Below are 23,990 nucleotides of genomic sequence, written 5' to 3'. Positions count from 1 at the left end.
TCTCAAGGGGGGTTGGGGGGATCGTCTGCTGCTGTAACTCTCGCAAAGCAGGAGACTGCTCGACAATGATGTAGTCCAGTACGGCGAAAAACTCTGGATAATTCAGCTGGACGTATTGGATCAGATCTAAAGCCAGAAAACCTTGTCCTGCTCCCATTTCGACCAAAGTAAAGGGCTGAGGTTTTCCTAAGATCTGCCACATTTGGACGAACTGCTCTGCGAGTAACTCGCCAAAATCAGCACCCAGATGAGTAGATGTAAAAAAATCACCCTGCTTGCCCATTTGGACGGCTTTAGTCGTGTAATAGCCGCAAGTCGGGTGATATAGCGCTAATTCCATATACTCAGCAAAAGTGATTCGCTGCTGAGAACTTGAGGCGATTCGACGTGCGATCGCCTCCTTCAACTCTAAATTCGAGTCATCTGTCATTTGTCATTTGTATTGATTATTTTTGACTGACGACTTTTGTACGGGCGGGTTCACTAGTTTGCTCTGACTTTGACAAATATTTTAGGTAAACCCGCCCCTACGACTTACGATTTACCGATCGACCGATCCCATGATGATGTCAATACTACCCAGGATCGTGACGATATCAGCAACCTTCACGCCTCGGAGGATATGAGGCAGAATTTGCACGTTGTTGAAATCAGCTGCGCGAATTTTCCACCGCCAAGGGAAGACATTATCATCGCCGATAATATAAATGCCTAATTCCCCTTTGCCACTCTCTACACGGACGTAGTGTTCGCCTTTGGGAATCTTGAATGTGGGGGCAACTTTCTTACTGATGTATTGGTAATCAAAACCACTCCATTCAGATTTTGGACCAGCTTGCATCCGCTTGGCTTCTAGGTTTTCGTAGGGTCCACCTGGTAGTCCGGCAATGGCTTGGCGCAGAATTTTCACCGATTCGCGCATTTCCCGAATTCGCACTAAGTAACGCGCAAAGCAATCCCCGGCGGTTTCCCAGTGAACGTCCCAGTCGAAGTCGTCGTAGCATTCGTAGTGGTCAACTTTCCGCAAGTCCCACTTTACGCCACTTGCCCGCAGCATGGGACCGGAAAGCCCCCAGTTAATAGCTTCTTCTCTTGTAATCGTGCCTACACCCTCAACACGACGACGGAAAATCGGGTTGTTGGTGATCAGGCGCTCGTATTCGTCTACTTTGGGCATGAAGTAGTCGCAAAAATCGAGGCACTTATCGATCCAGCCGTAAGGTAGATCGACGGCTACACCACCAATGCGGAAGTAGTTGTTATTCACCATCCGGTAGCCTGTAGCTGCTTCCCAGAGGTCGTAGATCATCTCGCGTTCGCGGAAGATGTAAAAGAAAGGAGTTTGAGCGCCAACATCAGCCATAAACGGACCCAACCAGAGTAAGTGATTGGCAATCCGGTTCAGTTCCAGCATGATGACGCGGATGTAGCTGGCGCGTTTAGGAACGGGAATATCGGCTAATTTTTCGGGGGCGTTGACAGTAACAGCCTCATTGAACATCCCCGCCGCATAATCCCACCGACTCACGTAGGGGACGTACATGATGTTGGTGCGGTTTTCGGCGATTTTTTCCATTCCTCGGTGCAGGTAGCCGATGACGGGTTCGCAATCGACCACATCTTCGCCATCCAGAGTCACGATCAACCGCATCACGCCATGCATGGAGGGGTGATGCGGTCCCATGTTGAGTACCATGGGTTCTGTTCTGGTTTCTATCCTTGCCATATGTTTAGCGATCGCTCCTTGACCAATCAGTTATCAGTTAGTAGTAGAGACGTTACATATAACGTCTCTACTACTAACCACTAACCAGTTTTATTGCGTTTCTTTAATAATTATAAGAATTGACGGCTCCGAAAAAGTTTTATAAACCACTGATATTCATAAACTTTGGCAACTGCTGGTATAGATGGTTTAGCTGCCGATCGCCACTTGCTGCTCGTCGGTCTGTCGCAGACAAATCCGTAAATGACTTGCCGTTCCTTGGCGATCGCGCACGACGGTTGCCGTCAAGAGTGCGTCATAGGGTTCCCATTTGTGGGGTTGGATGCGGACTTGCCAGTTTTGCAGTCGGTCAATTTGATAGCATAGTCGATTGAGTTGAGAACGAAAGGATGAGCGATCGCCTCGTTCGACAAACAAGACAAGTGGTTTGCCAACTAAATATTCTGGTGCTGCATTCAGTAGATTAACAGCAGCACGGTTAGCTTCGAGAATAACTCCCGCAGCATTGGTGACAAAATAGCCATCTGGAGCCAATTCAAATAAATCTTGGTAGCGTTGGCGCTCCTGCTCGACTAAAAATCTAGCTGCTGCCAATTCTTCATTTTGCTGCCGCAACTCCTCAATAGCAACATAAATCTCTTCTAGAGAACAACTGAGTTCTCTAAAAGATTCTGCCAGTAACTCGGCTGGCGACCAAGCTGGCTCTTTTGCACGAATATACAAATTTTCTAAGCGACGGCACATTGCTTCTAACTGAATCGTTAGCTCGCCCGTGTTCTCAGCAAACTTATTTGAATTGATTGGCATAGTCTGCGAAAATAGCAATTTTTCTACAACACTTTAACTCGCAAGTATGACATTTGCTATATAAAACAAAAAAACAACAACTTCTGACCTCCTATCTCATAGCGGTTTTCAATTGGATGCAATACACGTCTGGTAGGGGCGCTTTCTCGCTCGCGCCCCTACAAATGTCATCCATACAATCGAGAATTGCTATCAATACTTTTCGGTTAAGGCAAGATCCCCCCTAACCCTGCCTTATAAAGGGAGAACGAGAGAAAGTTGCACATTGGACAAAAATCTCCAAAAACCCACCCTTTCCATGCAGCAAAACCATGAAAATTCAAGTCATCAACCCCAATACCACAGCTAGCATGACCCAAAAAATCGGGTTAGCAGCAAAAGCCGTTGCAAGTCCTGACACTGAGATTATTGCTTGCAACTCAACTATGGGACCAGTTTCGATCGAAGGACATTACGATGAAGCACTTAGCGTAGTTGGCTTACTTGAAGAAATTCACCAAGGAGAAGCGACGGGGGTAGATGGTTATGTCATCGCTTGTTTTGGCGATCCTGGCTTGCTGGCTGCCCGCGAACTAGCACGGGGTCCCGTCCTCGGTATTGCGGAAGCGGCGATGCACGCTGCGAGTTTTGTGGCTACTGGATTTTCCATCGTTACCACCCTCAAACGCACGCGAGCCATTGCTCGGCAATTAGTAGAAAACTACGGTATGAGTCGCTTTTGTCGTAATATTCGCGCGATCGATCTCCCCGTGTTGGAACTGGAGATTGCAGGATCTCCAGCTCGCAAGACAATTATTCAAGAGTGTAAATCTGCCCTAGCTGAAGATGACTGTGGGGCGATCGTTTTAGGATGTGGTGGTATGGCTGATTTATCTGCTGAAATTAGCGACGAGATTGGTATTCCCGTCATTGATGGTGTTACTGCTGCTGTCAAATTTGTAGAAGCTTTGGTAAGTTTGGGTTTAAGTACTAGCAAAGTTGGCGACTTAGCATATCCCATTCCTAAACCCTATACTGGTATGCTTGCCCCTTTTGCTCCCAAAAAGTAACAGCGATCGCCTTTAACTTTCGCTCGAACTGGCTTTGTAAGCAGCCCACCCACCAAGATGCGAAATATCAGTCCAATTGTATTTTTCAATTAATTCTTTCGGATAAAGAAATGCTGTCAAGACTTCTCCATCCTCTAGAACAATATCGCTTGCATACATATTTGGTGGCTCGTTTGCCGACAAATATTCAAACTGCTCTTTCGTCATTTCATAGACTTCCCCAGGAATAGAAATTCCACCTTCTGCGACTTCATAAATCGCCGGATGCCAACCGTCACCAGCAGCGTGAAGGCGATAGCGGGGTTGAGTTGCTGCTGTTTTGACAAACTTTGCCGACTGAAGATTCTGATGATCTGGTTGTCCGCGCAATGCCGAACCACAAATAAAAACTTTTCTGGTTTCTGAGGTTGTTTTCATGTTGAGGGGGAATTGGTAATTGGTAATTGGTAGTTGGTAATTGGTAGTTGGTAGTTAGTATTTATTGATTACTAGCCACTAGCCACTAGCCACTCTTCACTACTCACTACTCACTTTCGTTTGCTGTAATTGCTCGACTTCTTGTACGACTCGCGCTTTACTTGCTCTTAAGTGGGCAACCATTGCCTCGACTGCCGCTTTTTCATCTCGCTGCTGTATAGGTTGATAAATTTGTCGATGTTCTGTACGAATTTCTAATACATTGGGATTGTGTTTGGTTGTCTGAATCCTTAACAGTTGCATTTGATCGAAGACTCGATCTAACAGGGAGACAAGCCAGGGATTGCCGGAACTCTGCGCTAATAACCGATGAAAGCGATAGTCAATATCTAATAAGCGAAAGCTAGTCAGTTGTGTAGGTTTACTATTTACTATCTTTTCTGCTTGCTCAACCATGCTTTCAAGTTCTTGCAGTTGCATTTCTGTCGCATGGTGACAGGCTCCCCGGACAGATAATTCCTCCAAAGCAATTCGACAATCGTACAATTGCATTGCATCCACAATTGAGATCGTCGCAACCCGCAAGACTCCATCTAGGTCGCTTGTAGCTAGATTTTCATGCTGAAGTAAGCGAATTGCTTCTCTAATCGGCGTTCGACTTACCTGAAGCTTGTTCGCTAATTTGGTTTCTACTAGTCGCTCTCCTGGTGCTAGTTCCCCTGAGAGTATGGCATTCCGCAACGCCTGATATGCTTGTTCTTGTAGCGATCGCTGTCGCTGGAGCGACTGAGGAGACAGGGACAAAGCGGGACTCCTTAGCATCTGTCTGAAGAGGGATATTTTAGCTATTCTTATTTTATGTTTTTGACGGCACGATCTTCCTTAACTGTATTTGTACGTGTTATTGAGGAAGAAGTTAGGCGATCGAGCCAGAATGAATATTGTGTGGCTAGCTCCTGACCTCTTCATCAGCTTTGCATACAGTATACAATTTTTTCTCCTGAGGAGCGTAAGTTTTTGCTAGCGATCGCCACCCTCAATTATTAAATAGATATGCTTAATTATCGAGATCCCTCGCCTGAGATAGACATGCTCTTTCTCTCGGGGGAGATTGTAGTCCAACATACAGTTTATTTTTTCGATTTATTCTTATATATCATCGTATACAGCATACACAGTTTTCAGCTCGACTTCTAAGTCCAAACGTGCGTACCTGCTGATGAGTAAAGTGCAAAGATAAGAGCGAACTACTGTTACCGCTTTTCTAGCATCGCCCGTTCGCAGCAGGTTTGAGTCAAGCTAGCAATTGCACTACAGAACTAATCATGACAACAACTGGAGTTAGACAAGAATTCCTCCAAACGAGTTCAGCAACGCAACAAGCCTTAGCTGATGCGGCGGCTGGTGTATCGTTGCGATCGGTGACGAAGAAATACGGCTCGTTTACAGCAGTTGAAAATTTGACCTTAGATATTCCCGCCGGAAACTACTGCTGTTTATTAGGTCCGAGTGGATGCGGCAAAACAACAGCACTGAGAACGATCGCGGGACATGAAGAAGTCACTAGCGGAGATATTTTAATTGGCGATCGCCGCGTCAATGACATTCCAGCAGCGAAACGCAACACTTCGATGATGTTCCAAAGCTATGCCTTGTTTCCACATAAAAGCATTTGGGAAAACGTCGAGTTTGGCTTGAAAATGCGTAAACTCCCAGAACAAGAACGCCGTACCAGAGTGGGAGAAATGCTAGAAATGGTAGGTTTGAGCCATGTTGCCGAGCGCAAACCGAATATGCTCAGCGGCGGACAACAGCAGCGGATCGCCTTAGCGAGAGCCTTAGCCACCCGTCCCCAGGTGTTGATGCTGGACGAACCTTTGAGTGCCTTGGATGAAAACTTAAGAGTTAAGATGCGGACGGAGTTACGCCGAATTCAGAAACAATTTGGCATGACCTTCATTCAGGTGACTCACCACGTTGAAGAAGCTTTTTCTCTTTCAGATATGGTGGTGGTGATGACCCACGGACGGATCGATCAAGTTGCTACACCCTCAGAACTTTTCAACACTCCTGCTTCCCAGTTTGTAGCCAAATTTATGGGAGACAACAATATCTTTACAGGTAAAGTTATCAACAGCGTTGCCGATACGAGTTTGGATTTAATTCAACTGGAAGTAGAAGGCATTGGCACTTTATTTTGTCGCGGCTACGCTGCACCAGTAGGATCTATAGCAGCGTGTTCGATCCGTCCCGATTTAATGCAGGTCGAGCCTCATTTGCCTACCGTTCCTATTCAGTCTTCTCTGGCTGCCAATCAAATTACTGCTCGGATTGTTGCTGTAGAAATGACGGGTTTTGTGACGCGAGTTTCCTTGATGGCAGAAGCTACAGGGCAAGAAATATTGTATAAAGCCCGTACAACTGATTGGGATGCAAATGCACTTGCAGAAGGGCAATTAGTTGTACTCAGTTGGTCGAAAGATAACTGTGTTTTCTTAGCCGCATAAAAAAGTCAAAAGTGAAAAGTGAAAAGTCAAAACGGCTTTGTTCTATTCTGCTTAGACTTAATAATGATGGCAGCAATAATGTTCATTAGCTCATTTATCTCACTTAGTAGAGACAGCAATCTTCTTTCGGGAACAATGGCAGTAGCAACGATTAGTTTGAGCCAGTATCTAGTTTCCCTAGCTTCTTTTAAAGCAATTTCTAGTTTGTGGATAAAATCAGCAGTACTTTGTGCTGCTCTAGATTCCTCAACATTTGCCCCAATGGAAGTTCCCGACCGAATAAGCTGCTTTGATATTTCCCTTGCCACCCCCGATATTTTATGCAAAAAACTGCACAGCTTAACAACGCGAATAGAAAACTGAAAAGCGCGATCGCAAATATCAAAAGGCGGTGTCATATCTTTCTAAGAGAGGCGATCGCACCATCTTAACTTTTGACTTTTAACTTTTGACTTTTGACTTTGTAAAGTTATGGCGAAAATTAGTCGGCGCAAGCTGCTTAAAACAGGTTTAGCAGCAGGGGGAACTGCGATCGTGGCTGCTAGTTGTTCCAATCGCGGTCCAACAGTTATTACTAACAAACTTCAAGATGTAACGCTGCGATTAATTGGCACGGGTGCGGCACAAATTAACGATATTCGCGTCCAAGCAGAGAAAGATTTGGGTTTCAAAATTCAAATGCGGGCGTTGAGTACGGCAGAAAACATTCAAATTGCTATTACTCAACCCAAACAATACGATATTTTTGATGGTGAATATTTCGCGCTACCATTAGTTGCTCCTTCTGGTAATCTTCAGCCAATTGATATTAGGAAAATCAAAGAATTCGATAAAATTACACCTATCTTCACGACTGGAGAATTATATCCAGGCGCAAGGGTTAACACCTCTCAGGGAACGGCTCCACGCAAAGTCATGTTTCTGAAAGGCAAGGATTCGACTGAATTTGCTTCAGAACCAACTGACTGGGCGACGATGATTCCATTTCAGTACAACGCCGATACGCTGGGATATCGTCCTGATTTAGTAAGCAAGAAAATCGAGTCTTGGGCAGATTTATTCGACCCTCAATTCAGAGGAAAAACATCTCTGCTCGACATTCCCTCCATTGGCATTATGGATGCAGCAATGGTGATGGAAGCCACAGGACAGATGAAGTTTGGCGATAAAGGTAACATGACCAGAGAAGAACTCGACAAGGTGACAAACCTTTTAATCGAGCAGAAGCAAGCAGGTCAATTTCGTGCCTTTTGGAAGACCTTTGATGAGTCTGTCAACCTGATGTCATCTGGGGAAGTCGTGCTGCAATCGATGTGGTCGCCTGCGGTGACTGCTGTGAGAGCAAGAGGTATTCCTTGCGTTTATGCACCCTTGAAGGAAGGCTATCGCGGTTGGGGTGGTGGTTTGGGTTTGTCGAAGAATCTTTCAGGGATTAAATTAGACGCTGCTTACGAGTACCTCAACTGGATGTTAGACGGTTGGGTAGGCGGATTCCTTTCGCGTCAAGGTTACTACAGTGCTGCTCCCCAAAATGCCAGAAAGTTTATGAAGCCAGAAGAATGGGACTTTTGGTATGAGGGCAAATCTGCCGCGATCGACATTATCGATCCCTTTGGTAAAAAAATCGAGTCTAAAGGTGCGGTGCGCGATGGTGGTTCGTTTACAGAACGAATGGGTAATGTCGTCTGTTGGAACTCTTTCATGCAGCAGCAAGTTTATCTCGTTTATAAATGGACTGAGTTTATTGTGGCTTAGTTGGTAATTGGTAATTGGTAATTGGTAATTGGTAATTGGTCATTTGTATTTTTACTACTCCCGACTCCAGTACGGGCGGGTTTAGCAAAGAGATTGACAACCATAGCCTTCAATTTTTGTTCAAAACCCGCCCCTACGACTCCTCACTTTCAGATGAATAATTCAAAAACTTTACGCAATTATTTGTTGGTAGCTCCACAGACGTTGGTTTTTCTACTATTTTTGGTGTTGCCAATTATCGCGATCGCAATTGTCAGTTTTTGGAATTTTAATGGCTTTGCGATGACCCCAGGATTTACTTTAAATAACTACTTGGGAATTTTTAGTTCGAGAGTTTACTTGTCAACTTATCTCAATACCTTTAAATTTGCTTTTCTCGTTTGGTTGATTTGCTTGTTGATTAGCTATCCAGTTGCTTACTTTTTGGCTTTTCACATTAAAAGTCCGAAATGGCAGACGATTTTATTTTTAATTTGTACTGTACCCTTTCTGACATCAAACATTATTCGGATGATTTCTTGGATTCCATTTTTAGGGAGAGAGGGATTAATTAATCAGGCATTAATGGGCTTAGGTATAACTAATCAGCCAGTGGAAATTTTTCTATTTTCTGATTTTTCTGTAATTCTGGCGATGGTGCATCTTTACTGTTTATTTATGGTTGCACCGATATTTAATAGCATGATGCGGATCGATCGCTCTTTGGTAACGGCGGCTGAGGATTTAGGATCTTCTCCATTTCAAATTCAAAAAGAAATTATCCTGCCTTTATCTGCTTCGGGAATTGCGATCGGTTCGATTTTTGTGGTGACGTTGGTGATGGGGGAATTTGCCACGATGCGGATTATGAGTGGTGGCAAGTCTTCTTCTGTTGGCTATTTAATTAAGAACCAACTCGATAGCTTGCAGTATCCACTAGCAGCAGCAAATGCGGTTGTATTGTTGATTGTTACGCTGATAATTGTATTTGCCATTTTGCGCGTAGTTGATATTCGCAAAGAATTGTAAAAAGTCAAATTTCAAAAGTTAAAAGTCAAAAAATAAAATGACTAACTACCAGCCACCAACTATAACTCTTCACTGATAACTGGTCACTGGTCACCGATCTCTACTCCCTATTCCCCATAATTAAATATGGCTGAAAAAAAACGATCGCTTTCTTACTATCTACTAGCAGGATTTTTCGGATTATTTGTCTTATTCCTTTATGGTCCGATGTCGGCTATTTTTCTCTTATCGTTGCAGGGACCAGAAGGACAATTAACTTTCCCGATGCGGGGTTTTAGTTTGCATTGGCTCAAAGCAGTATTTGAACCGCAGCGAGTAGGAAATTTTGTTGATGGATTTGGGCGATCGCTTTGGCTGGGATTAATTGTCATGCTAATTACAGTTGTCTTTAGCGTGATGGCAGGGCTAGCATTTCGTCGGAAGTTTTTCGGCTCGAATTTGATTTTTTACCTGACAATTTCTAGCTTAATAGTCCCTAGCATTCTAGTCTCGTTAGGAATTGGAATTTTGTTTAGTATAGTTGGGTTAGATAATCAGTGGTATTCTTCGGCGCTTGCCGGACATTTAACCTGGACTCTACCTTTTGCCTTCTTAATTATGCTAGGGATATTCGGTCGTTTTAATCCTGCTTATGAAGAAGCTGCCCGCGATTTGGGAGCGAGCGACACGACAACATTTTGGCAAATTGTCTTTCCTCTAATTGCCTCTAGTGTCATTGGTGTAGGGTTACTAGGATTTACACTTTCCTACGATGAGTTTACCCGCACGTCATTAATTTCTGGAGAAACTAACACCTTGCCATTAGAAATTTTTGGCATGACAACAAATGTCACTTCTCCCGCACTCTATGCCTTGGGAACATTGACAACTTTATTTTCTTTTGCTTTGATTGCGATCGCACTGGTGGCAATTAATTCCCTATCGCGACAGCAAACAAGATGAAGATGTTTCATTCGATCGCAAATCGGGCAAGATAATATTACAACCAGCGAGATACACAAATGTTTCGGTCATTTTTAGCTTGGACTTCCGAAAACAACACTTGCAGGTTACGATTAAACGTAGCGTTACCCAAATTGGGTATCGATGTTGAATTGTTTAAAGTTTATGGACGCGGATCGAAGTCCATCCCCCCACAGTAGTATTCTCCTCTGAGCTGAGCGAACTAGTCTCTCAGAGTAGGGGAGACTTAGGAGGTGTTTATGCTCACTCAAGAAGGACGTATTGCCCTAACCGATATTACCGATCTCAACCTGCTTAAAGCAGAATTAAACCGTTTGCCCCCTGTAGATGCAGGGGATTATATTGCGGAACTTTCTCCCCAGCAACAAGCGATCGCCTTTCGCTTGCTGAATAAAAATCAGGCGATCGCTGTATTTGAATACTTACCTCAAGAAGTGCAGGAAGAATTAATCGGTTCCCTGCACGATGCCCAGGTATTTCACCTGGTAGAGTCCATGAGTCCTGACGACAGGGCAGAGTTGTTTGACGAGTTACCCGCTGGAGTTGTCAAGCGGCTGCTACAACAACTGAGTGCGGAAGAACGACAAGCAACAGCAACAATATTAGGCTACCCCGAAGGTACGGCGGGGCGGGTGATGACGACGGAATACGTCCGCCTGCGTCAAGGTTTGACTGTAGGAGAAGCCCTCAATAAAATTCGACGAAATGATGAAGATAAAGAGACGATTTACTATGCCTACGTCACCGACGATAATCGCAAACTGGTGAGCGTAGTTTCCTTGCGGCAATTATTATTTACTATTCCCGATGTTTTAATTCGCGAGATTGCCAGTCAGCGTGTCGTGCGAGTCAGAACCGACACACCGCAAGCAGAAGCCGCCCAGTTGATGAAACGCTACGACTTGATCGCCATCCCAGTCGTAGATCGGGAGGATCGCTTGGTAGGAATTATCACCGTTGACGACGTGGTAGATATTTTAGAAGAGGAAGCCACGGCAGATATTCAAAAATTAGCAGGGGTCAGTGGTGGTGACGAAGCGGCTTTATCTCCGCCTCAGGTAACGATCCGCAAGCGATTGCCTTGGCTGTTAGCAAATATTGGCTTATATGTTGGGGCAGCTAGCGCGATCGCACCTTTTCAACAGGTGATTTCTGTAGTGCCAGTGTTAGCCGTAATTATGCCGATTTTATCTAACACGAGTGGCAATGTTGCCATACAAGCTTTGTCGGTGACGGTACGCGGACTTGGTGTAGGCGAAGTGACACCTCTAGATACGTTAAAAATTCTCCGCAAAGAGATCTTGGCTGGGCTAGGAACAGCCTTAGCTTTGGCGATCGCTTTAGGGATTCTGTCCTTAATTTGGTCGCCACCTCAAGAACGCTGGGTAGCGATTGTAGCTGCTTCGGTGATGGCAATTAACGTATTTGTAGCGGCAAGTTTAGGGACAATGCTACCGATGGGATTAAAGCGATTGAAACTCGATCCGGCATTGATCAGCGGTCCCCTACTCACAACTATTCTGGATGCCGTTGGGTTTTTAACTTTCCTCTCATTAATTTCTTTAGCTTTACGGATGGTGGCAAAATGACAGCCGCATTAATTTTAGTCGCTGGTGCAACAGGTGGAGTCGGACAACTAGCAGTTGCTAAAGCACTGGAAAAAGGTTTTACCGTGCGCGTCCTTACCCGTCAAGCCGATAAAGCAAAACAGATGTTTAGCGATCGCGTAGAAATTGCCGTAGGCGATATTCGTCAACCCAATACCCTACCAGCAGCAGTACAGGATGTAACGCACATTATCTGCTGTACGGGTACGACTGCCTTTCCTTCTGCCAAATGGGATTTTCAAAACTTCTTCTCAGCCCAAAATAGTCCGCAGCAGGTTGATGCTGTGGGTGTGAAAAATTTGGTTGCAGCCGCACCGAGAGATTTGCAAAGGTTTGTTTTTATCTCTTCCTGCGGCGTTTTACGCAAAAAGCAGTTTCCTTTTAGTATTCTCAATGCCTTTGGCGTACTTGATGCCAAGCAGGAAGGAGAACAGGCGATCGCGGCTTCGGGTTTGCCTTACACGATTATCCGCCCAGGACGCTTAATTGATGGTCCTTATACTTCTTACGACCTGAATACATTGTTAAAGGCGACAACTGACGGCAAATTAGCTGTTGTTGTTGGTACGGGCGATACCTTGGTAGGGGATACTAGCCGAATTGATGTAGCCACAGCCTGCGTAGAGTGTATATCTGACCCCGTAACAGTCAACAAGACTTTTGAAATTGTTAATTCTGGTGCAAGACCGGAAATCACTGATTGGGAAGCGCTGTTTGCTCAGTTAAATTAAGCTCTATGTGACTTTTTTCTTAGCCCCCTTTTTAAGGGGGTTGGGGGATCGAAAAACTATGCTACTGACTCAAAGATCCCCCCTAGCCCCCTTTTTAAGGGGGTTGGGGGATCGAAAAACTATGCTACTGACTCAAGGATCCCCCCTAACCCCCCTTATGAAAGGGGGGGACAAGAGAAAGTTGTACCGAAGCGTAAATTATTTTTAACTATAAGCAGCCTCTAACTGAGACAAGTCGCCCTGCACCAAAGCCTCAACCGCTTCCGCTTTAGTTGGTAATGCTGCTGTCAAGACTTCTCTGCCAGTATCCGTTACTAACACGTCATCTTCGATCCGAATGCCGCGCACGTCGGCAAATTGAGTTAAGCGTTCCCAGTTGACGACATCGCGATACTTTTCCCGTCGATCGCGATCGGTTAAAATTGCCGGAACTTGATAAAATCCTGGTTCGATCGTGACTAACATCCCAGGACGGAGGGGACGATTCAACCGTAAATAATTTAACCCAAAGCGATCGCTGCGTTTGCGCCCTTCCTCATATCCAGCAATATCCCCTAAATCTTCCATATCGTGGACATCTAAACCCAATAAATGCCCGATCCCGTGGGGAAAAAATAGGGCGTGAGCATCCATTTCGACTAAATCTTCCGGTTGACCGCGCAAAATGCCTAAATCGACCAAACCTTGAGCAATAACTGTCGCCGCTAATAAATGTATATCCTGATACTCTACGCCGGGACGAATTTTCCCAATACAAGCATCATGCGCCGCCAGTACCACATCGTACATCGCTCGCTGAGTGGCTGAGAATTGCCCAGATACAGCCCAAGTGCGGGTGACATCCGCCGCCCAACCTGTTGATGTTTCTGCCCCTACATCCACTAGTAATAAGTCTCCCAACTGCATTGGGTGATGATAGCGATCGTTATGCAACACCTCTCCATGCACCGTCACGATACTGCTATAAGCACAGCTCATGTTATTAGCGAGAATAACGTGTTCCATCGTGGCGCGCACGTCTGCCTCCCATGAGGCGTTAGTTGACACTGCCATACCAGCAATATGAGCTTGTATCGTTACGTCAGCAGCTTGGCGTAATTGAGTTAAAGCAGCGCGATCGTGACTGAGCCGCAGCGCTACAATTGCTTGAGCTAACTCCAAATCGATGCCTTGCAATACCTTAGCTGGTGAAATTGGACGGTTAAGGATGCGAGACTGTTGGAGAGCGGTTATAGTATCCTGTGCGGCAATAGTCGCTGCTCCCACAGCATGAGCTTCCAACTCGCTCATGGGTAAAGCTGCATCTGCACCAATTTGAGCTGCAATTTCTGCTCTACTGGGCATTTCTCCGTGCCAGAGGGCGCTTTCTGGTTTCGGATCGTCTACAAACAACGTCATTTTTCCCCCTTCTAAGCGAATCGCCGCTGTTTCCAGGGGAAGACTTGCAAAATAGAGAAAATGACTGCTAGCTCGAAACGGAAAGCAATTAGCAGGAAAATTCCGCGCGCTACTGCGTCCCGACCATAATACAATTGGTACATCAAGGCGATCGGCTAGATGCTCTCGCCGCTGCCGCAGAGTCTCAACATCAATGTCATGAGTCATTGAAAACTAGGTCGTGAAGAGTGAATAGTGACTAGTGACTGGTGGCTAGTCACTCACAAATGACGAATGACCAATGACCAATGACAAATTCAGTCATCGTCTTGATTATTTTGGTTAGGTACTTCGTTGCCATCATCCTCGTCGTCTGCTTCGTTCTCGTTGTCTTCTTCTACATTCTCGTTCGTGTCTCTGACTCTTTCATCTCCACTAGGAGTACAGCTAACAAGTCCGCCTGCTACGCTCAGCAAAACAATAACACTTAATAAACTTCCGATCGCCGCTCTAGGGTTCAACCATTTACTTAGGTCTTTCATTCGCAACCTCCGAGACGCAGAACACATCAATATTTAATTATTAACAAGATTTTAATATCTTGCGTTCATCTATGGAACTGGTTGACGGTTAACAGTTAGCAGTTGACAGTTAACCATCAACCAACAACTAACAACCAACAACTACCCATGACTCTTCACTAAAACCCCATTGAGAAAAATATCTGCTAGTCCTTCCGCCATCTCTTTCATTTGTTGGGGGGAGGCGTTGGGTTCCATTAACGTGTTGTGGCTGAAACCAGAGATAGCAAACATGCCTAAGAATACTTGGGCGACAATGCGCGGATTCATCGGACGGTAAATGCCGCGTTCCATTGCTGTTTGAAAGAAAGCCTCAGCTACATCCGTCATTTTGCCGATCACCTCAGATTGGACGCGATCGCGCAAATCTGGATGAAATTGAGCTTCCATGAAGCAAACTCGCATTAAATCAGCATTTTTCTGAAAGTTCCACATTCGCCGCTGCATGACTTGTGCTACAGCTTTATAGCTGCCCATTTCGCTCAATTCCGTCAGCAGATCGGTGAGAATTTCTACCCAACCTTGGGTTGCTACCTCGACCAAAATTGCTTTTTTATTAGAAAAGTGACGAAACAGCGTACCTTCCGCCACACCAGCAGCTTGTGCTAAGTCGCGGGTTGTCGTACCGTCAAACCCTTGACGCGCGAACAATCGCTGCGCCGCTTGTAAAATGCGATCGCGAGAAGAATCTGCTGGCTGTGAAGCACGGTTAAAAACTTGCATAGAAGGTATTTATGGTTGTATCGATGTTAATACAACTTGTAGGGACATTCTCTTACATCCAGCTGCATAACTGGCAAACTTTAATAGATCGTTAATAGATCTATCTCGAACGCACAATTGATTCCAATCTATGATGCATCAGATCGTACATTTTACCCGCTCAATTTTATCCGTATTTAAGATCTGGCGACGATTGCTCGTCACTCTAACGATTGTAGCTATCTTGTTTTGGGTTGTCTGCTCGGAAACAGCTTTAGCTGATTCAGTTATCAGGAGTCGGGAGTCGGAAGCTTCCACATTAATTCCGAATTCCGAATTCCGAATTCCGAATTCTTCTCAGTCAATCCAACCGTACTACAAACGGGTGAGTCAGGATTTAACCGAATTTCGTCTCAGTAATGGGATGAAGTTTATTGTCTTGGAACGCCATCAAGCACCAGTTGTATCTTTTCTGACCTATGCTGATGTGGGTGGAGTTAACGAACCAGTAGGTAAGACAGGTGTGGCTCACTTTTTGGAGCATTTGGCATTTAAAGGTACGACGCGAATCGGTACGCGAGACTACACCGCAGAAAAACCGCTGTTAGAAAAATTAGACAAATTAGCAGCAGAAATTACCGCAGCCAAGACAGCGAAAAATGAGGCAGAAGTTACCAAATTGCAAGCGCAATTTGAGCGAGTAGAAGCTGAAGCAGCTCAGTTAGTCAAACAAAATGAGTTAGGGCAAATCGTCGAACAAGCTGGTGGTGTAGGTTTAAATGCCAATACTTCGACAGAAGCAACGCGGTATTTTTACAGCTTTCCCGCCAACAAACTAGAAATGTGGATGTCGTTGGAGTCAGAACGTTTTCTCGAACCCGTGTTTCGAGAATTTTACAAAGAAAAAGATGTAATTTTAGAAGAACGACGGCTGCGGGTAGAAAATTCGCCTATCGGACAAATGGTGGAAAAGTTCCTCGATACTGCTTATCAAGTCCATCCTTACAAGCGTCCCGTTATCGGTTACGAACAAGATATTCGCAACTTAACGCGGGCTGACGTGCAGCAGTTTTTCGATACTTATTACATACCGAGTCAATTAACGATCGCAATTGTCGGTGACGTGAATCCCCAACAGGTAAAACAGTTGGCTCAAACTTATTTTGGACGCTATCGCGCTAAAGTTGCTCCTCCTAAGTTGACAACAGTAGAACCAAAACAGCAAAAAACGAGGGAAGTGACGCTCGAATTACCGACTCAACCTTGGTATTTAGAAGGCTACCACTGTCCGGGGATTAACGATCCAGACTATGTGGTTTATGAAACGATTGGTAGATTGTTGAGTAACGGACGTACATCGCGACTCTATCAATCTTTAGTAGAAAAGCAACGCCTAGCTTTATCAGCTCAAGGTAGTAGTGGATTTCCGGGGAATAAATATGAAAATTTAATGCTATTTTATGCTTTGACAGCTCCAGGGCATACAGTTGATGAAGTGGGGACAGCGATGAGAAAAGAAATCGATCGCCTCAAAACCGAACCAGTTTCAGCGATGGAATTGGAGCGAGTCAAAACACAAGCTAAAGCAGATTTATTGCGATCGCTCGACTCAAATATGGGAATGGCACAGTTATTGTTAGAGTACGAAGTCAAAACAGGTTCTTGGCAAAATTTATTCAAAGAACTAGAAGCGATTTCTCAGGTATCGTCAGCTGATATTCAACGAGTTGCACGACAAACTTTCATCCCCAAAAATCGTACGGTTGGGCGGTTATTATCTTCTTCTTGAGAGAGTCGGTAGGGGTAGGTTTCCAAACCCGCCCGTACAGGAGTCGCAAGTCGCGCATTCGCAAGTCGCGCATTCGCAAGCTACGCACCACTCACCACTCTGTCACTAACTACCAACTACCAATTACCCATTACCCATTACCAATTTCCAATTTCCAATTCACATGGACAAACTACAAAAATTACTGCAAGATGACCTTCCTCGCTTAGGTACATACTTTTTAGATATGACAGCGGTACAGGGAGATGGGGTTTTACTTGTCAATTACTACCCTAATGATGCGATCGCTCAAATGGAGGCAAAATTTCTCAAAGCAAGTGTGATTCCCAAATATTCAAGACAAATGGGATTAGCCGATCTAGTCACACAATTTGAAGCACACGATCGCCAAACTCAAATGGTGGTGGCTGTTGTTACGCCAGAGACGAAAGGTACGATAACTGTAGAGGTATCGTCTACACCCCCACCAGCACCAGAACCAGAGACAGCCAAACCAGAGACAGCCGCACCCCCAGCTAAATCGACTACCAAGCCTAAAGCCAAGGGGAAAACTGCCACTCGGACAACTGCTAAATCTGCCGCACCAGAACCCGCACCGGAACCAGAAACCGCCAAACCCGAAACAGCTAAATCGACTACCAAGCCCAAAGCCAAGGGGAAAACTTCTACTCGGACAACTGCTAAATCTGCCGCACCAGAACCCGCACCGGAACCCGCACCAGAACTAGAAATAGCTACATCCCCGGCTAAATCAACTACTACCAAGCCCAAAGCCAAGGGGAAAACTTCTACTCGGACAACTGCTAAATCTCCCGCGCCAGAACCCGCGCCAGAACCCGCACCGGAACCAGAACCCGCACCGGAACCAGAAACAGCCAAAACCCCAGCTAAACCAGCTAAACCACCTACCAGACACAAAGCACGGCGCACTCCGCCTCGAACAGCTGCAAGGCGAAGAAAGGCAACTTAGAGTCAACATCCATTTGCTAAACATTCAGCAAATATTCCCAAAAATTAGCACAAGAAGCTGTAAATTTGGCGCTGTAGGATCGTTTGCATAGCTGTAAGCCAGGATGCAAATGACTCTTTCATATACGGTAAAGCTGATTTCAGTCGCTTTCGCATTGGCTAGCGTGGGACTGGATACGACAAAAGCGATCGCGCAGACGATATATCCATTTAATGGTAACTATGACACAAGAATCGAGATCGTACCGATTGACGAGGAGCTATCTCAATCGATCGAGTTAGCTACGAGTTCCGATCCTGAAGCCCCTTATGGTCTAACTCAGTATGAAGGATTAATCTACGCGCGAACCGATCCTGCAACTGGTGCGCTTAACTTTGATACCAATCCCGCTACGTTTGGCTTACCAGATCTGCCACCAGGTTACATCGTATTTGAGGGAGAAGGCACAGATAACAAATTGCGAGGAACTGCCACCGCTACGGCTACACTTGACCGGGAAAATCTGACGGGATCTGGTTCCGGTACGCTGACAATTACAGGTGGCGAAGGCATATTCACAGGCGCGACTGGAACGCTAGATTTTACTCAAGTCGATCGACTCAACCCAGATCCAAACGTTCTTTCGCTTGAGGGTGATGCTGTCATTACTGGCTCAATCGAGACAGTCCCAGAACCAGGAGGAGTAGGAACGCTGGCTGGTGTCGGTGCGATTGGCGCTGGCTTACTGCTACATCGCCAACGCCAAAAGTTGACCAAAAACACTTAAGACGATCGCCGCCGCCCTTGACCGAATAAAATCGCTTTAGATTCTTCGGTGACAGACGAGGTAGTACTAATTTCGTCAGCCTTAGCATAGGCACGTTGCACGGCGGGACGTGCTTTTATGCTCTCAAACCAGCGTTTCAGATTGGGAAAGTCATCTAAATTTTGCTGTTGCGTCTCGTAGGGTACGATCCAGGGATAAGCTGCCATATCTGCAATCGAGTAACTACCCGTGATAAAAGGTAGATTTGTCAGCCGTTCGTCGAGTACGCCATATAATCGTTCGGTTTCCTTTACGTAGCGATCGATCGCATAAGGAATTTTCTCCGGTGCGTAAGTGACAAAGTGGTGATTTTGTCCCAGCATGGGACCCAATCCACCCATTTGCCAGAACAGCCATTGCATTGTCTCGACGCGATCGCGTAGGTTATCTGGTAAGAATTTTCCAGTTTTTTCTGCCAAATATTGCAGAATTGCCCCCGACTCAAATACGCTTATCGGTTCGCCACCATCGGGTGGGTCGCGATCGATAATCGCCGGAATTTTATTATTAGGTGAGATCTTGAGAAATTCTGGGTCGAACTGTTCGCCTTTAGCAATATTGACAGGTTTGATTTCGTAAGGTAGCTCTGCTTCCTCAAGAAAAATGGTAATTTTATGTCCGTTTGGAGTTGTCCAATAGTAGAGTTCGATCGTTATGGCAATTCACTCGGAATGCATAAACTCTTCGATCGTAACTGGAATTATTGAGTGGTTGGTAGTTGGTAATTGGTTAAAAGGCAAGAGGCAAGAGGTAAATTTTGAATTTTGAATTTTGAATTTTGAATTTTGAATTCTCCCTCAGCTCTCTTCAGGAGGCAAATCCACGCTGTAGAGGGTGTCCCCGGCTAAATTGTGCAGGGTGACGGTCATCACTTCACTGTCGCGATCGATTTTGACCATGCCAAAAAACTGTAACCCTTCTGATGGGGGACGATTTGGCTTAGTTCCCTCTGGCAAACTGTTAAATTTCACCTGCGGACCAAAAGTACTATCTAGCTCGTTAGGTCCAAATGTGCCTGAGTTTAAAGGACCCGCGACAAACTCCCAAAAAGGCTTGAAATCAGTAAATTGAGCTTTGCTGGGGTCGTAGTAGTGAGCGGCAGCATAATGTACGTCTGCTGTCAACCAAACGACATTGCGGATATTTTGCCGTTGGATGAACTGAAACAAATCTGCAAACTCTAGTTCTCGCCCTAGAGGAACGCCGTTATCCCCATTTGATAGCGCTTCATAAGCTGTCGTCCCATCTGGAATTACTAGTCCAATTGGCATATCACTAGCGATGACTTTCCAAGTGGCGGTTGAGGTGAGTAATTGTTGCTTCAACCAGCTGACCTGAGCTTTACCTAAAAATGCTGTCTCGTCGCTTGCCTCAGTTTGGCGATTTGCCGAGTTTGCGCCTCGATAGCTGCGCTTGTCGAGCATGAAAATGTCTAGCATCGCTCCGTACTGAAATGAACGATAAATCCGCTCTGGATCGTTAGGATCGAAGCGAATTGGCTGGTATTCTAGAAATGCTTGTCTTGCCCGTTCTGCCAGAAGATTCACATCTTTAAGCTGATAACGGGCATCTGTACCGACATCTGTAAGAATCTCGCCTGGATACCAGTTGTTTGTGGTTTCGTGGTCGTCCCACTGAACGAGTTGAGGAACTTCGGCATTGAAACGGCGGACGTTTTCATCGAGTAGGTTATAAATATAGTTGCCGCGAAACTCAGTTAGTGTTTCTGCTACTTTTGCTTTTTCTAGTGTGGTGATGTTTTTCCAAATGCTACCATCATCAAGTTTGACTTCAGCCAAGATTGGATTATCAGCGTAAATCGTATCGCCAGAGTGGATGAAGAAGTCTGGATTGAGTTGTCTCATGGTTTCATAGATCTTCATGCCACCAAATTCTGGATTAATTCCCCAGCCTTGTCCGGCTGTGTCTCCTCCCCAGACAAATTTAATGTCGCGTTTTTTAGTTGAAGGAGTGCGAAAAGTTCCCGTGACAGGAACGCTAGAAATACTGGAGTTGTCCAAATCCTGAAAAGTAAATCGGTAGAAGATTTGCTCGTCGGTTGGCAGTCCTGATAGGTCAACGCGGACTGTAAAGTCAGTTGCTTCTAAGGCTGGCGCTCCGATAATTCGTCGGACATGGCGAAAATTTTCACTCGTACTGTATTCTACGATCGCTCGTGCGGGGCGATCGCAGCGGCTCCATACTACGGCACGATTCCCCGTAATGTCACCACTGGCAACTCCATAAGGGATTGTCGGGCGCATTTTGTCTGAGGTCACAATTCCTGGGGCTTGTGCCTTAACTTGTCGGGATGGCGACAACAAACTGGCAGCTACAGCCCCGCTGGTGAAAGCCGAACCGAGCAGAAATGAGCGACGGTTAATTTGTCGCAAGTTGAAATTCATAAGTATTTCCTTTAGTTTGGCAAGGGAAAATCGAAACAATATCGAAAACCTTAATTTTGATAAGTCAAAATAAACTACCAAAAAGCTCAATTCATGCGCTTCGATTTAGCGCGATCGCTATCCTGTTAGTAGTTAATGACGTGAAAGTAATCTTGAAAAAAAAAAGAGTTTACGGCAGTAATTTAAACAAATCTCGCTCCGCAGTCAAGCAGCAAAAATTAACCTTAACTTAACTATTTGATGATGTTAATCGTATTTGCGATCGCCCGAACTTACCTTTAGAAGCAATTACATACAATTGGAAATTCGATATTTATTGTGAATTTCTCCATGCTGGCGGGCATCTTAACTATAGAAGCTATACCAATCGCTCGTACTAGCTTTATTTTCACTTTTTCATATAGCAATTCTATTTGATTCATGAACGTGGAGCAGGCTTCTAGCCTGCGGCAGGCTAGAAGCCTACTTTACAAATCATTTAGAACTGCTATAGCTTTCTTTGCGCTTTCTCATACTCCTGAGAATCGATCGATATAAGCAAAATTACTCGGAGGGATTCAACATGAATCTGACTGGACTAAAATGGACTAAAAATGTAAAAAATCAAGATGGTAGATATTGGGCTTATAAGGATAAAACTGAATATATTGAACCAGCAGAAAATATTTTTGGTTTACATTGAAAATTCAACCAATATGAAAACGCTGGCAAGCCTCAAAAAGACAATTTTATCATTTTAAGACAGCACGCCAGGGTCACTCATGTAGTTCGAGTTATAGATAACGAGTTGTACAAAGAGTTGACAGCAAAAGAATTTAGCTTTTATCGGATGGTAAAAACGGTTTGGATAGCTAATGATTGGCACAATCCGCCAACTTACAAGCAAGTTTTCGGTCAAAAAATCTTTTTTCCGAGAGATGGAAAAGTTATCGACTTAGAGAATATGAATGTTTTTCAAGAAAACTGGAATTCAAAAGCAGGATTGTTAGCTTTTCAAAAGCACGTTCAACAACTACTTCAAATCAGCTAACGGATTGCAATTGCTAACTGATAATTTTTGAAATGTTTAAATGGATGGTGAGTATTGCTCACCTTTATTTTTGATATTTATTTTGACACTATTTTTTGATATTATTTACTTGCGATCGCCACTCACTACTAACTCTATAATGACTTGGCAAACCCTTGGCTTAGAGCCCCATTTATATGATTACTTATTATCTATTTCATTGCGAGAACCAGAGATTTTAACGCAACTACGTCAAGAAACTGCCCGTCACCCATTAGGTAAGATGCAAATTGCACCCGAACAGGGTCAATTTATCGCCTTATTGTTGCAATTAATCGGAGCAAAGAAAACTTTAGATATCGGTGTATTTATGGGTTATAGTTCTTTAGTCATGGCATTAACATTACCCATTGATGGTATAGTAGTAAGCTGTGAAAAGAATGAGGAATATGCTGCGATCGCGCGTCACTGGTGGCAGCAGGCAGGCGTAGCACATAAAATTGACTTGCACGTTGCACCAGCCAAGGAAACCCTTCACCATCTCATAGAAACAGGTGCATCTGAAACATTTGATTTTGCTTTAATTGATGCAGACAAGAGTAATTACGATAGCTACTACGAACAAGCACTTCAGCTTATACGTCCAGGCGGATTAATTGCAATTGATAACGTTTTATGGTCGGGACGAGTTGCCGATCCACAAGTCCAAGATAATCGCACTAAGAAATTACGCACCTTAAATCAAAAACTTCATCAAGATAAACGTATTACTCTCAGCCTTGTACCAATTGGAGACGGTTTAACTCTGGCAAGAAAGGTAATGAATGCTAATTGCTAATTGCTTCCTTATCTCTCTTGTCCCTGCTTCCGCAACTCCCGACTCCCGACTCCCTGTTTCAACTTTTCTTGCTGGCGGCTTCTCTTCTCCTCGGTAAGAGTATCAAAGCAATCAGGACAAGAAATTCCCTCTTCGTACTTTTCAGATTGTTTATCTAATTCCGAAAGTGGGTGTCCGCAACTACGACACATTTCATAATTACCTGGTACTAAACCTTGTTGTACAGCTACCCGTTCGTCAAATACAAAACACTCTCCTTGCCACAAACTTTCTTCAGATGGAACTTCCTCTAGATATTTTAAAATTCCACCTTTAAGATGATAGACTTCCTGAAATCCTTGAGACAGCATAAACGACGAAGCTTTTTCACAGCGAATTCCTCCCGTACAAAACATTGCTACCTTTTTATGTTTGTCAGGATTGAGATGTTGACGCACGTATTCAGGAAATTGGCGAAAAGACTGAGTTTGTGGATTTTGCGCTCTTTGGAAACTCCCAATTTTTACTTCATAATCATTGCGGGTGTCAATCACTACGACTTCAGAATCGCTAATAATTGCGTTCCAGTCTTGAGGGTTGACATAAGTACCGACTTGCTGACTCGGATCTGCTTCCGGTATTCCAATGGTGACGATTTCCCGCTTCAACTTCACCTTCATCCGCTCGAATGGGGGTGCTTCAGCACGTGATAACTTGTACTCTAAGTCTGCCAGACGCGGATCGGAACCGAGAAAAGCAAATAGGGAATCAATTAAAATTCGGGAAGCAACTGCAATTGTGCCATTAATTCCCTCCTCTGCGAGTAGAATTGTCCCTTTCACCCCTTGAGACAGGCAGTAAGACAGTAACGGTTCGCGTATTTCGGCGCAGTCTGGTAAGCTGACAAACTTATAAAATGTGGCGATAACCTGAGTCATGGCTTTGAATGAGTAGAAATTTCGGGA

Annotated in this window: 24 protein-coding genes; 12 read left to right on the top strand and 12 right to left on the bottom strand. The window is 44.7% G+C overall.

Annotated features, from left to right (window positions below; genetic code table 11):
• From C7Y66_RS07520 to C7Y66_RS07510, 3 genes are all read right to left on the bottom strand, one after another.
• A partial coding sequence (locus C7Y66_RS07520) for an SAM-dependent methyltransferase (protein ID WP_199197292.1) occupies positions 1-430 on the bottom strand: 430 nt, incomplete at its 3' end.
• A gap of 111 nt (positions 431-541) precedes the next feature.
• Complete coding sequence (locus tag C7Y66_RS07515) at positions 542-1,726, bottom strand: NAD(P)H-quinone oxidoreductase subunit H (RefSeq protein ID WP_106171335.1); 1,185 nt, start codon at positions 1,724-1,726, stop codon at positions 542-544.
• A gap of 189 nt (positions 1,727-1,915) precedes the next feature.
• Positions 1,916-2,533: a PAS domain-containing protein gene (locus tag C7Y66_RS07510; protein ID WP_106545082.1), complete on the bottom strand. Its 618-nt coding sequence runs from the start codon at positions 2,531-2,533 to the stop codon at positions 1,916-1,918.
• 311 nt (positions 2,534-2,844) lie between these two features.
• Here C7Y66_RS07510 and C7Y66_RS07505 point away from each other — a divergent pair, with 311 nt between their 5' ends.
• Positions 2,845-3,582 (top strand): aspartate/glutamate racemase family protein, encoded by a 738-nt coding sequence (locus C7Y66_RS07505; protein ID WP_106545081.1) that lies wholly within the window; start codon positions 2,845-2,847, stop codon positions 3,580-3,582.
• A 12-nt stretch (positions 3,583-3,594) separates the two neighbouring features.
• Here the strand turns inward: C7Y66_RS07505 and C7Y66_RS07500 are convergent, their stop codons facing one another.
• Positions 3,595-3,999 carry a gamma-glutamylcyclotransferase gene (locus C7Y66_RS07500; RefSeq protein WP_106166322.1) on the bottom strand — a complete coding sequence of 135 codons (405 nt, stop codon included), beginning with the start codon at positions 3,997-3,999 and terminating at the stop codon, positions 3,595-3,597.
• A gap of 99 nt (positions 4,000-4,098) precedes the next feature.
• Positions 4,099-4,821 (bottom strand): GntR family transcriptional regulator, encoded by a 723-nt coding sequence (locus C7Y66_RS07495; RefSeq protein WP_015153046.1) that lies wholly within the window; start codon positions 4,819-4,821, stop codon positions 4,099-4,101.
• Between the two features lie 503 nt (positions 4,822-5,324).
• On the opposite strand from C7Y66_RS07495, the gene C7Y66_RS07490 reads away from it, so the two are divergent.
• Complete coding sequence (locus C7Y66_RS07490) at positions 5,325-6,506, top strand: ABC transporter ATP-binding protein (protein ID WP_106545080.1); 1,182 nt, start codon at positions 5,325-5,327, stop codon at positions 6,504-6,506.
• Positions 6,507-6,532: 26 nt separating this feature from the next.
• Here the strand turns inward: C7Y66_RS07490 and C7Y66_RS07485 are convergent, their stop codons facing one another.
• Positions 6,533-6,904: a four helix bundle protein gene (locus tag C7Y66_RS07485; protein WP_106545079.1), complete on the bottom strand. Its 372-nt coding sequence runs from the start codon at positions 6,902-6,904 to the stop codon at positions 6,533-6,535.
• Between the two features lie 73 nt (positions 6,905-6,977).
• On the opposite strand from C7Y66_RS07485, the gene C7Y66_RS07480 reads away from it, so the two are divergent.
• The 5 genes from C7Y66_RS07480 (at position 6,978) to C7Y66_RS07460 (ending at position 12,570) form a co-directional block, all read left to right on the top strand.
• Positions 6,978-8,261 (top strand): PotD/PotF family extracellular solute-binding protein, encoded by a 1,284-nt coding sequence (locus C7Y66_RS07480; RefSeq protein WP_106545078.1) that lies wholly within the window; start codon positions 6,978-6,980, stop codon positions 8,259-8,261.
• A 153-nt stretch (positions 8,262-8,414) separates the two neighbouring features.
• Positions 8,415-9,269: an ABC transporter permease gene (locus C7Y66_RS07475; RefSeq protein WP_106166318.1), complete on the top strand. Its 855-nt coding sequence runs from the start codon at positions 8,415-8,417 to the stop codon at positions 9,267-9,269.
• Between the two features lie 126 nt (positions 9,270-9,395).
• Positions 9,396-10,211, top strand: a complete 816-nt coding sequence (locus tag C7Y66_RS07470) for an ABC transporter permease (protein WP_106545077.1) — start codon at positions 9,396-9,398, stop codon at positions 10,209-10,211.
• Positions 10,212-10,471: 260 nt separating this feature from the next.
• Positions 10,472-11,821, top strand: a complete 1,350-nt coding sequence (gene mgtE, locus C7Y66_RS07465; RefSeq protein WP_015153039.1) for a magnesium transporter — start codon at positions 10,472-10,474, stop codon at positions 11,819-11,821.
• The gene (locus C7Y66_RS07460) at positions 11,818-12,570 is read left to right on the top strand and encodes an SDR family oxidoreductase (RefSeq protein ID WP_106545076.1); all 753 of its coding nucleotides are present in this window, start codon (positions 11,818-11,820) and stop codon (positions 12,568-12,570) included. The genes mgtE and C7Y66_RS07460 overlap by 4 nt, the downstream gene beginning before the upstream one ends.
• Before the next feature lie 204 nt (positions 12,571-12,774).
• Here C7Y66_RS07460 and C7Y66_RS07455 read toward each other — a convergent pair whose 3' ends face one another.
• From C7Y66_RS07455 to C7Y66_RS07445, 3 genes are all read right to left on the bottom strand, one after another.
• Positions 12,775-14,175: an aminopeptidase P family protein gene (locus C7Y66_RS07455; protein WP_106545075.1), complete on the bottom strand. Its 1,401-nt coding sequence runs from the start codon at positions 14,173-14,175 to the stop codon at positions 12,775-12,777.
• 89 nt (positions 14,176-14,264) lie between these two features.
• Positions 14,265-14,489 carry a hypothetical protein gene (locus C7Y66_RS07450; protein ID WP_106545074.1) on the bottom strand — a complete coding sequence of 75 codons (225 nt, stop codon included), beginning with the start codon at positions 14,487-14,489 and terminating at the stop codon, positions 14,265-14,267.
• A gap of 141 nt (positions 14,490-14,630) precedes the next feature.
• Positions 14,631-15,251 (bottom strand): TetR/AcrR family transcriptional regulator, encoded by a 621-nt coding sequence (locus tag C7Y66_RS07445; protein WP_106545073.1) that lies wholly within the window; start codon positions 15,249-15,251, stop codon positions 14,631-14,633.
• A 130-nt stretch (positions 15,252-15,381) separates the two neighbouring features.
• Here C7Y66_RS07445 and C7Y66_RS07440 point away from each other — a divergent pair, with 130 nt between their 5' ends.
• The 3 genes from C7Y66_RS07440 to C7Y66_RS07425 all read left to right on the top strand — a co-directional run bounded on the left by C7Y66_RS07440 (position 15,382) and on the right by C7Y66_RS07425 (position 18,755).
• A complete protein-coding gene (locus tag C7Y66_RS07440) occupies positions 15,382-17,019 on the top strand; it encodes a pitrilysin family protein (RefSeq protein ID WP_106545072.1) in 1,638 nt (545 codons plus the stop codon).
• 163 nt (positions 17,020-17,182) lie between these two features.
• The gene (locus C7Y66_RS33240) at positions 17,183-17,989 is read left to right on the top strand and encodes a hypothetical protein (protein WP_158265880.1); all 807 of its coding nucleotides are present in this window, start codon (positions 17,183-17,185) and stop codon (positions 17,987-17,989) included.
• Between the two features lie 109 nt (positions 17,990-18,098).
• Positions 18,099-18,755: a hypothetical protein gene (locus tag C7Y66_RS07425; protein ID WP_146149749.1), complete on the top strand. Its 657-nt coding sequence runs from the start codon at positions 18,099-18,101 to the stop codon at positions 18,753-18,755.
• On the opposite strand, the gene C7Y66_RS07420 is transcribed toward C7Y66_RS07425, so the two are convergent.
• Positions 18,752-19,450, bottom strand: a complete 699-nt coding sequence (locus tag C7Y66_RS07420) for a glutathione S-transferase N-terminal domain-containing protein (RefSeq protein WP_106545069.1) — start codon at positions 19,448-19,450, stop codon at positions 18,752-18,754. The two genes, C7Y66_RS07425 and C7Y66_RS07420, sit on opposite strands and share 4 nt — an antisense overlap.
• 141 nt (positions 19,451-19,591) lie before the next feature.
• On the bottom strand, positions 19,592-21,199 hold the full coding sequence (locus tag C7Y66_RS07415) for an alkaline phosphatase (protein ID WP_106545068.1): 1,608 nt from the start codon (positions 21,197-21,199) through the stop codon (positions 19,592-19,594).
• Positions 21,200-22,028: 829 nt separating this feature from the next.
• Here C7Y66_RS07415 and C7Y66_RS07410 point away from each other — a divergent pair.
• Together C7Y66_RS07410 and C7Y66_RS07405 are read left to right on the top strand one after the other, a co-directional pair.
• Positions 22,029-22,229, top strand: coding sequence for a hypothetical protein (locus C7Y66_RS07410; RefSeq protein ID WP_146149748.1), 201 nt, complete (start codon positions 22,029-22,031; stop codon positions 22,227-22,229).
• 139 nt (positions 22,230-22,368) lie between these two features.
• Positions 22,369-23,046, top strand: a complete 678-nt coding sequence (locus C7Y66_RS07405) for a class I SAM-dependent methyltransferase (protein WP_106217023.1) — start codon at positions 22,369-22,371, stop codon at positions 23,044-23,046.
• 8 nt (positions 23,047-23,054) lie between these two features.
• On the opposite strand, the gene C7Y66_RS07400 is transcribed toward C7Y66_RS07405, so the two are convergent.
• Positions 23,055-23,963 carry a rhodanese-related sulfurtransferase gene (locus C7Y66_RS07400; RefSeq protein ID WP_106545066.1) on the bottom strand — a complete coding sequence of 303 codons (909 nt, stop codon included), beginning with the start codon at positions 23,961-23,963 and terminating at the stop codon, positions 23,055-23,057.
• Between the last annotated feature and the right edge of the window lie 27 nt (positions 23,964-23,990).

It is taken from the genome of Chroococcidiopsis sp. CCALA 051 (genome assembly GCF_003015105.1).
Taxonomy (GTDB): domain Bacteria; phylum Cyanobacteriota; class Cyanobacteriia; order Cyanobacteriales; family Chroococcidiopsidaceae; genus Chroococcidiopsis; species Chroococcidiopsis thermalis.
The sequence above is the reverse complement of the archived record's forward strand: the minus strand, read 5'-3'. Positions and strand labels throughout refer to the sequence as shown.